The organism is Pseudomonas sp. WSY_20, from assembly GCF_043104335.1.
Lineage (GTDB): Bacteria > Pseudomonadota > Gammaproteobacteria > Pseudomonadales > Pseudomonadaceae > Aquipseudomonas > Aquipseudomonas parafulva_B.
In genome coordinates this window covers 116560-126079 of sequence record NZ_JBICKP010000089.1, presented here as the reverse complement: position 1 = coordinate 126079, position 9520 = coordinate 116560, and the positions used below count along the sequence as shown (strand labels likewise).

7 protein-coding genes are annotated in these 9520 nt (G+C 50.9%); 6 read left to right on the top strand and 1 reads right to left on the bottom strand.

Annotation, left to right across the window (positions count from 1 at the left end):
* The 3 genes from ACF8E5_RS21750 to ACF8E5_RS21740 all read left to right on the top strand — a co-directional run.
* Positions 1-947: site-specific integrase (locus ACF8E5_RS21750; RefSeq protein WP_392475785.1), on the top strand; the 947-nt coding region annotated here is incomplete at its 5' end.
* Positions 940-3009 (top strand): integrase, encoded by a 2070-nt coding sequence (locus ACF8E5_RS21745; RefSeq protein WP_392475784.1) that lies wholly within the window; start codon positions 940-942, stop codon positions 3007-3009. The genes ACF8E5_RS21750 and ACF8E5_RS21745, both read left to right, overlap by 8 nt.
* Positions 3002-3463 (top strand): hypothetical protein, encoded by a 462-nt coding sequence (locus tag ACF8E5_RS21740; RefSeq protein WP_392475783.1) that lies wholly within the window; start codon positions 3002-3004, stop codon positions 3461-3463. Before ACF8E5_RS21745 ends, ACF8E5_RS21740 begins: the two co-directional genes overlap by 8 nt.
* Positions 3464-3524: 61 nt before the next feature.
* Here ACF8E5_RS21740 and ACF8E5_RS21735 read toward each other — a convergent pair whose 3' ends face one another.
* Positions 3525-4541, bottom strand: a complete 1017-nt coding sequence (locus ACF8E5_RS21735; protein WP_392475782.1) for an IS30 family transposase — start codon at positions 4539-4541, stop codon at positions 3525-3527.
* Positions 4542-4800: 259 nt separating this feature from the next.
* Between ACF8E5_RS21735 and ACF8E5_RS21730 the strand changes: the two genes are divergently transcribed.
* The 3 genes from ACF8E5_RS21730 to ACF8E5_RS21720 all read left to right on the top strand — a co-directional run bounded on the left by ACF8E5_RS21730 (position 4801) and on the right by ACF8E5_RS21720 (position 9517).
* Entirely contained in the window at positions 4801-5109 is a 309-nt protein-coding gene (locus tag ACF8E5_RS21730; protein WP_392475781.1) for a hypothetical protein, read from the top strand.
* A gap of 707 nt (positions 5110-5816) precedes the next feature.
* Complete coding sequence (locus ACF8E5_RS21725; RefSeq protein ID WP_182275430.1) at positions 5817-6905, top strand: hypothetical protein; 1089 nt, start codon at positions 5817-5819, stop codon at positions 6903-6905.
* Positions 6905-9517 (top strand): sensor histidine kinase, encoded by a 2613-nt coding sequence (locus ACF8E5_RS21720; RefSeq protein ID WP_392475780.1) that lies wholly within the window; start codon positions 6905-6907, stop codon positions 9515-9517. The genes ACF8E5_RS21725 and ACF8E5_RS21720 overlap by 1 nt, the downstream gene beginning before the upstream one ends.
* Positions 9518-9520: the final 3 nt, after the last annotated feature.

Below are 9520 nucleotides of genomic sequence, written 5' to 3'. Positions count from 1 at the left end.
TTTGTTTGCTCTTGGGGCAGCGGAACATCCAATACGCAATGTTGAAGGTTGCCGACGTCAGGGAAATTGCGAAGGCTGATGGAGCTACCGAGTACGTGCTCCGTGTGCCTCGGGTTAAACAGGGGATTGCTGAGGCGCGACGGGAACAGTTCAAGGAGCGGCTGATCACCCCCGGTATCGGGAAAATGCTCATCAACTACGCGAGTAGTCTCCGCACCCGATTCAGCGGGGAAGGCAAATTCGCCATCTCAGCATCGCAAGTGCCGCTGTTTCCTCAAAGGAAGACGACGAAGAAGGCTCGTCCAGATTTTCATCATCACATGTCACCAGAGGGTATCGGTAAGAGAATCAGCTCGGTATTTGAAGCTTTGCAGGTGTACTCCGAGCGAACCGGCGAGCCCCTCAAAGTTACCTCGAAACGGCTCCGACATACGGTCGCTACGTCCGCGGCAAGAGAAGGGCATGGTGAGCTGATCATTGCTGAATTGCTCGACCACAGCGACACCCAAAATGTTGGAATCTATGTAAAGGCCACGCCGGAAATCATCGAGCGGATCGATCGTGCCGTGGCGCTTGGAATGGCCCCGCTTGCCCACGCCTTTGCCGGTGTTGTCATTGGTAACGAGTCAGCGGCAACCCGTGGCGATGACCCAACAAGTCGCATTGTCGATCCCCGCTTCGATGAAGCGATGAAACCGATGGGAAGTTGTGGTCGTGACGGGCCGTGTAGTTTTATGGCTCCTATCGCTTGCTACACCTGTAAAAGCTTCCAGGCCTGGGGCGATGGCCCTCATGAAGCGGTGCTGGACTACTTGCTGGCCGAGCGTGGACGTCTGATCGCAGCGACAGATATGCGCATTGCAACAGTGAATGACCGAACGATTCTGGCCGTTGCCGAGGTGGTTCAGCTCGTTCGAGAGAGGCGCAAGGAGATGAAGGATGCCTGACAGCCTAGTGGTGTTTACCCCCAAGGCGGAGCGGGATGCTACGGAAAACCTGAGCGAGTTTATCGCGATGAGCCGGTCTCAACTGAGCATCTTCGGTGCCGATCTTCGTTTTGACGATATGGCCTGGGACGTTACCAATACCACTCAGCAGAAGGCGCTTGGGAGCAAGCGGGTCCGCATCTATTTCTCTACTCAAGAAACGGTAGACGACAGGTTGCCGACTCAGATGGCTGAGCCGTTTGTATCCTTTGCAAAGGCTTACATTCGCTACATGCAGGGTATGCGGCCAACGAAGAACCCTGCTTTTCGTGTCACTGCGTTACGTGCCCTTGATGCTGCTCATCGGCAGAGCGGTCGCTTGGGGCCGGTGATGATGGATGGTGACACGTTCAATCGAGCGGCGCGAGTTGTCGCTGAGCGGCTTACAGGATCTACGGCCTATCGAGTGGGTGCTCAGCTTGAGCTCATTGCTAAGTTCATGTCCGAACACCGTTTGACCGCTGTTCCACTCGCGTGGCGAAGCCCTATTAAACGACCAATTGACACGACTCGTGTTGGGCCGGATTTTGACAAGCGCCGTAGCGAGAAAATGCCGTCTCAAGCTGCATTGGAAGCGCTTCCAAAGGCGTTTCACATTGCGGCCCAACCTAATGACGTTCTGTTCTCGTCGATTGCCGCGATCCTCTGCTCTGCGCCTGACCGCATTAATGAGGTGTTACTGCTTGCCGAGAACTGTGAGGTTCATGAGAAAACTTCAGGCGGTAAAGATGCGTATGGCCTGCGGTGGCAATCAGCTAAGGGGGCTGATCCAATGGTCAAATGGATTATTCCCTCGATGGCTCCCGTTGTCGCTGAGGCCATTGCCAAAATCAGGAATTTGACTGCAGATGCTCGACGTATTGCGCAGTGGTACGAGATTAATCCAGAAAGGCTTTATTTACCTCCGGATTTTGAATATTTGAGGAGTCAGGAACTTCTGACATTGGATGAGGTTCAGCGGGCGATTTTACTGGAGGAAGGCGCTTCCTCATTTGCGAGGCTATGGTGCTCCGCAAATGACGTGTTGTTGAATAAGAGAGGGAGTCGTGTGTACGCGCGATTTGCTGATGTTGAAAGGGCGGCAATAGCGCTTCTTCCGGCCGGATTTCCACTGTTAAACGCGGAGGCAAATCTTAAGTTTTCGGAGGCGCTCATTGTAGTGCGGCGTAATGAGCTGCACTCTGCAAAAGGTACATTTCGCTGTGTTATTGAGCCGGTCAACATCAACCAGGTCAATACAGCACTCGGAACGAGAAGCAAGCATGGTTTTGAGTCGATATTTGATCGCCTTGGCTTCACCGAGCCAGACGGCAGTCCAATCGTAGTTTCTACTCACCAGTTCCGTCACTACCTGAACACCCTGGCTCAGATAGGGGGGATGAGTCAGTTGGACATTGCGAAGTGGTCGGGTCGCCTGGATATTCGCCAAAACGAGGCGTATGACCACATGAGCGCAGATCAAATGGTGGCGAAGATTCGTGAGGCCATTGGCGACGAGGCTCTCATGTTTGGCTCTCTGGCAAAGCTGCCAAAGAAGATCCCGATTTCACGAGATGAGTTTGCACGGCTTAAGATTCCGACCGCGCACACGACTGATTTCGGCTTCTGCGTGCATGACTACACGATGACGCCATGTGAACGGCATGCCGACTGCATCAACTGCAATGAGCACGTATGCGTGAAGGGCGATGAAGGCAAAACCACGGAGGTTAGGCGCCGACTGGAGGATGCGAAGCAACTGCTCACCCGTGCTGAGGAGGCAGTGACACAGGGCTATTACGGCGCAGACCGATGGATGGAGCACCACCAGAAGACCGTACAGCGGTTAATCCAGCTTACTGAAATTTTTGACAATCCCGCAGTTGCTATAGGCGCTGTTATTCAACTGGCGGATGTTCCGACTGTGTCATGGCCAGAAGTGGACCAGGCACTGGAGGATGGAGGTGCATCTGATGGCAGAACGACGCAGAAACGCTTATCGCAGGCTGATGCTGGGCAAGTGATAAGGAAAGATCATGGCTAAACGGCGAGCGAGAAACATTGATGATCGTACGATTATTCAGGTTGTCGGACTTCTGGATGGCTGGGCCGGTAAGCTATCTTGGGATTTGCTGGTTGATGAGATTGAAAAGCGCCTGGGCATTCACTATACGCGTCAGGCGCTAGACAAGCACGCTCGGATTAAGCTCGCATATCAAACTACAAAGCAGAGACTCAGCAATGCACCTCGTCTACAACACCGTAAAAAATCTTACTCTCAAGAGCTTGTACCGACTTTGGAGCGTCTTGAGCGCTTGGCGGCTGAGAACGCTCGACTTAAAGCTGAAAATGAGCACATGCTTGAGCAGTTCGTGACGTGGGCTTATAACGCATATTTGAAAGGCTTGACAAAGGAATACCTTAATTCACCCCTCCCGCTGGTTGATCGTGAAGTGACTAAAGTTACACGTGGTCGGAGCACTAATGGCAGGGTGTAGGACGAACATTATGACTATGTTTAAGAGCTTGGCGGTTTCAAAGGCTGAGTGCAACACCCGACTATTGAGTTAAGGATGGGCTTTCATGACGCTTGGCCATCATCGCTGTCATCATTTCAATGGGGCATTTGTAATCAAAGCGCTGGCGAGGACGAATATTGAGTTCGAACGCAATAGCGTCCAATTGCTCCTGCGTATACCCCGACAGATCAGTGCCCTTGGGCAGGTATTGGCGAATCAGCCCGTTGATGTTCTCGTTACTACCACGCTGCCAAGGGCTGTGCGGATCACAGAAGTAAATTGCGACGCCGGTTTTCTGAGTGATCTCGGCGTGACGCGCCATCTCTCGCCCCTGGTCGTAGGTCAGCGTTTTCCGAGCAGCCAGTGGCAGGCGGTTCAGCGCCGCGCTGAAGCCTTCAACCGCCGAAGTCGCCGTCGCATCGTGCATTTTGACCAGCATCAGGTAGCCTGTGCTGCGCTCCACCAACGTACCTACAGCAGACGCGTTGGCTTTACCCTTGATGAGGTCTCCTTCCCAATGGCCGGGCGTCAAGCGGTCCTCAACCTCAGGTGGGCGCACGTGAATACTGACCAGATCAGGAATCTGACCTCGGCGGTCTACGCCACCAGAGCGAGGCCGGCGGGACGTTTTGCCCTGCCTCAAGCAGATGATCAGCTCTTTGCGAAGCTCGCCGACTGGCAGGGCATAGATCGCGTTATAGATCGTCTCGCGACAGACGAACGTGTCTTCAAGGTTCGGAAATTCCATAGCTTTGAGCTTGCCGGCAATTTGCTGGGGTGAAAAGCGTTTTCGCAACAGATAGACCACAAGGTCAAACAGATCGCCACCCGGCACAAGCTTACGCGCGGGCCTGCATACCCTGCGCCTCTGTCGCATCTGCTCCTGGGCAGGAGCTGCGCAGTAACGACCGCGGGTATCACCGTTGCGACGCAACTCACGGCTCACCGTGGAAGGGCTGCGGTTAATCATCCTGGCGATGGCTCGCATGCTCAGGCCCTGCATCTGACCAAACTGAATGGTGATGCGTTCTTCGATGTTGAGTTCATGGTAAGACATGGCGACACCGTACCTGACGGGTCAGGTGTTGCACTCAGTTTTTGCCGCCGCCCTTGCTAATTCGATCAAGAAGGCGGAGCCCTCAGAAAATGAGCATGGCTGTACCTGTTTTGAATCTTTGGCAGATTATGCAGGTGACTGAACAACAAGTCCGAGCTTCTAGAGCTGGACGCAGAATGCGCAACTCAGAAATCACTGCAGCATCCCTCGAGGCGAGCTGACGACGGCGTCTACAGCATTTTTTCGCGGGCGCGAAAATGTGGGAGTTCTTCATCACGGGGAAGTTTCGCACGCTGAAGCATGGGAGTTCATCATCACCATCCCGGGAGGTTTTGTGATCAATCGGAATTGGCAGGAGTACGACCAGGCAGAGTGGCTACTGTCCTTGGCCGTCGGCAAGTATGCAGCACTGATTGGAGCCGAACGCCGTATGCCGGCTCCCGATCAAGGCAAAATTGATGATTGGCTGGAAAAGCAAGCTGCAGCGGCCGATTTGCTCGATGACTTAGACCTTTTCGAGCGAGAGGAGGTGTCTGATCTGTTGGCCAAGCTCAAAGAGGAGGACTGAGGCGATACACCAGGCAGCCCCGTCTGTGCACCTTGCAGGATCGTCATGATGTCCCTCTCAACGAGGAACACAGGGGCGCCATTGGTCACATATCTTGAATGGTACTGGTCACGACCGCCTCGTTCACGTAGCGAGGCAGGTGAAGAGCTACCGCTCAGTAAGTGAACCGTCTTGTAGGCTGCGTCAAGCAGCGCTGCGAGTCCTCCCGGCAATCAACCTCGGTAAGCGCGGACGCTAGAGACTGGTCCTAGCCATTTGTGGCACAGCTTGAGCTTGTGTACATTGGAGATAGCCACCACCGGACGGACAGGATCGCGCGACAGCGCCGAAAATAAGGACTCCCAGTGCTTTTCAACCGTTTACCTCTTAAGGGAAAAGCCTGGTGTTTGGCACCTCTCCCAGATACCATTCACCAGGCTCCTCGAATTGCCGAGTCGAGCCATCAGGAATGGCTTGTACCACCTATGGCATCTCAATCAGTGAATCTTCGTAAAAACTCTTTGGCTGATCGCCTTACCGAGCTTTCATCACCCCCGCCCCCGCAATGGCTCGAAACTGGTCTGAACGCTAGGCCGAACCTTCACGGGCTCCTTCGATATCCAGCAATGATGGTTCCCAGGATGCAGGGAGATATTATTGATACGGTCTTATCGTCTATAAATAAACCGTGCGATGTGTTGGACCCCTTCGTAGGCTCGGGAACGATTATGACCGAAGCCATGATTAGGGGCTTGGATTTCACTGGCGTGGATATAAATCCATTAGCGGTATTAGTATGTGAGGCTAAGAAAGCAATCGATTATGGGGCCGATGTAGAGAATGCTGCCGCGCAAGTGCTTGAAGTCCTGTCTAGGGATCAGCGGAGCTCTATCGATGTCGACTATAAAAATCGTGAAAAGTGGTTCAGTGACGAAAGTGCTGAATACTTTGCTAAAATACGAAGGGCGATTCTGAGGGTTGACGAGCAGGGCGCAAGGAAAGTTCTTTGGGCGGTATTTGCCGAGACTGTTAGGCTTTGTTCAAATAGCCGAACCAGTACATATAAGCTTCATATCAGAAAACCTGGCGATCGGGTCGGAGTTGAAAAGATATCTACCCTGTTCCGGTCTCACTTAGATGAAACTGTGGAAAGAGTAAAGCACTATCGCTCCATTATCTCTAGCCGCGGAGCAAAACGTCCTGCAGCAAATATTATATGCGATGACATCCGTAGGGCTAATCTAAGAAGTAGGAATGATCGCCATCAAATTCTAGTTACTTCTCCGCCATACGGAGACAACCAAACGACCATCCCTTATGGGCAGTTTTCCTATCTAGCACTTCGTTGGATCCCCAAAGAAGATCTTCCGAAAGGTTTTCGGGAGATGCTTATGGCTAATACTCACTCATTAGATTCCGCGAGTCTGGGTGGGTCTATAGTTAATTCTGAAGTAAAGCAGGATGCCATGCGAGCTATATCCCGTTCTTTCGACCAATTTGTTACAGTGGCAATTGGTAGCGGTAAGGAGAAAGGCATTCGTAAGGTTTCAAGTTTTGTATATGACTTCTACGAGGCGCTTAAAAATATTCGGGGAGAATATAGCGGGCAGGCTCACTGGGCGCTTACGACAGGAAATAGGACCGCCGTAGGATTGACTGTACCTTTTGACGAGATATGTAGCGACATCATTTCTTCTCTTGGAGGACGTTCTCTAGTCTCGTTGAGACGGAGTTTGCCCGTAAAACGTATGCCTTCGAGAAACTCCATGGGCGTAATGATAACTACTGAAACCACTTTAGTAGCAGAGTTCTCATAGTGGAAAAGTCCTTAGAAGATGCTGCTCTCAGAGTTAGCGCGCATGTTTTAGTTCAGCTCGGAAGTGAGTTGGTTACTGATGTAGAGCAGGCAATTCTTGAATGCGTCAAGAACGCGTATGATGCCGACTCGCCGGGCTGTCGTATTGACATTGATACGTTCGAGCAAGGAGAGCTTCGAGAAGTTGGGGCGTTTAGCAAGCTGGTCATGTTCCGATCTCCATCAGAGAATGTGAAGGTCAGTTTATTTGATCTGGAAGGAAGACCGATAGAGTTTGATGAATTTGGTCGGGCTAATGAAGATTTTGATGGCGACACGTTGGTTGAGCGCAGGCTAGAGTACGTAGGAAGGATCACCATTGAAGATAGTGGCGATGGTTTGAGCCCTGAACAATTGCGAGACTCTTGGCTGGTAATCAGTAATTCTTCCAAGCGGAGCAGTTCGATAGGGCCTAAGAAAAAAACTAGAAGAAATAGGACGCCGCTCGGTGACAAAGGCCTTGGTCGGTTAGGCTCAATGAAGCTTGGGGACGTTTTAATCGCTCGCTCGGCGATAGCTAAAGATGCACCGGTAGCGATTGCTCAGTTTCGTTGGACCGACTGCGAGACTGCCTCTACTGTTGACCAAATTCCGGTTTACACACAGCAAACTGAGAATGCAGAGCTCTTTAAGGGAACGCGTGTCTCGGTTTATGGTCTGCGAGATATGCATGAGTGGAGAAGGAAGGAGAGGGTAACCGAAATTACCAGGAGTCTAACTCGTCTTATTTCTCCTTTTGAGGCTACTTCTACTTTTCCGGTTGCTGTTACATTAGACGGGCAAGAGCAAGCGCTGAATTCTGTCACCAACGATGCGTTAGCCCGTGCTATTGCGGAATTCAAATTTTCGTGGAGATATGATGAGTCTTCAAAGCGAAATGTGCTTATTGCTACGGCCCGGATAAAGAGTCGTCTATTTACTGGCGCTAGGAATGAAAGGCAGCGAGAAAATTATAACATCGGATTCAGAGATGATGGAGGCAAAGGGTTCCTTGAGTCACTGAGCGGAGTAGCACGCCTTTCTCGCTACAAGAAAAATGCCAATCCAACTGGCGGTTTTTTTGTGGAGTTTACCCAGCACTATGATTGGGGGCAAATGCTAAGAGATCATGGTGGTGAGGCTATCGACCCAGGGCCATTTGGCGGCGCTTTCTATTTCTTTCATCTTGATGGTTTAAATGGCGTTGAGGAAGAGGCCGCATCAGGTAATGCCGTAGATCGACAGCTAATCAAGGATATGTCCGGAATCTCAATATTGCGAGACGGATTTCGAGTTCGTTCTCAAGGGGACTGGCTAGGTATTTCTGCAGGGATGACTTCAGGAAGTACTTATGGTATGCGTGTAAATAACACCATCGGTTATTTTTCGCTAACAGGCGAAGAAAATTTTCGGCTAGTCGAAAAATCTGACCGTGAAGGATTTGTGGAGGATGCGGCCTTCCGTGGTTTTATGCAGATAGCGGAAACCTGTCGAGACTTCGCAAACGATACGTTAGAAGACATTCGTCGGGCATTCGATAAATACTGCAAGAAACGACTCGAAGAACTTGGCGATCAGCCGCAGTCAGCCAACAGTTCCCTAAGAATGGTTGAAAAGTCTGTTCAGTCCACTCAAGCTGCTAAAGAAGTTGCCGTTCAAGCTGTATCTTCCTTATTAAGGGACATCGAAAGTATTGAGCGAGATGTAAGCGAGGGTGGATCGGATGATGAGGCTGCAAAAAAAGCAGTCAAGCTGGCTAAGAGTGCTGTATCTGCCATTAGCTCTGTCCAACAAAAACTTGAGTCTAAGCCGATTACTTCGGCAGTGGTTAATAGTTTGCGTAGGGAGATGGACGAAAATAAGGAGCAAATGGCTGCATTATATGAAAGTGCTGCTGTTGGGCTAAGTGCACGTGGTTTGGCACATGAATTACGCACGCACCTGACTGAAATCAGGCAGCGCGCTGGGGCTTTACAAAAAGTGGTTAAAAGCGGCGCATTTGATGAAGCTTTGTTGATGCCACATTTTCGAGCCATCCGATCTTCGTGCTCCGGTATTGCTAATGCGGCAGCCTTAATAGATCCAATGCTTCCTAGAGGCAGAGCCATAAAAGAGACGTTGAGTCTCGAAGGATTTATTGGCGAGTATGTCTCCACTCGTCAAATGGCTTTTGAACGAGAGGGGATTAGTGTTGTTATTAATTCCTCAGGTAGGGACGTAAAAATTAGAGTGAGTCGTTCGCGGCTTTTGCAAATCCTGGATAATATTATCCGAAATAGTGTTTATTGGTTAAGGCGTGGTCAGCTTACGGGTGAGGCTGATAGAGAAAAGAAAATCATCATTGACTTGAATGATGCTGGCTTTGTAGTTTCGGATACTGGTCCAGGTGTAGACGTAGCATACGAAGAGTCACTTTTCGAAATGTTTGTTACGGCGAAGCCTCACAGAGATGCTGGCCAGGGACTGGGACTGTTTATTGTAACTCAGCTGTTGCAGATGGATGGCTGTGAAATTGGCCTGGCTACGGATCGCAATGTGGATGGTCGGCGCTACAAATTCAATGTCGATCTCCGCTCAGTTGTTGTAAAGGGATAAGTT

Excerpts from the sequence above, each read along its gene's own strand:
- ACF8E5_RS21740 (WP_392475783.1), top strand. The coding sequence starts at position 3,002 with ATGGCTAAACGGCGAGCGAGAAACATTGATGATCGTACGATTATTCAG.
- ACF8E5_RS21725 (WP_182275430.1), top strand. The coding sequence starts at position 5,817 with ATGACCGAAGCCATGATTAGGGGCTTGGATTTCACTGGCGTGGATATA.
- ACF8E5_RS21735 (WP_392475782.1), bottom strand. The coding sequence starts at position 4,541 with ATGTCTTACCATGAACTCAACATCGAAGAACGCATCACCATTCAGTTT.
- ACF8E5_RS21745 (WP_392475784.1), top strand. The coding sequence starts at position 940 with ATGCCTGACAGCCTAGTGGTGTTTACCCCCAAGGCGGAGCGGGATGCT.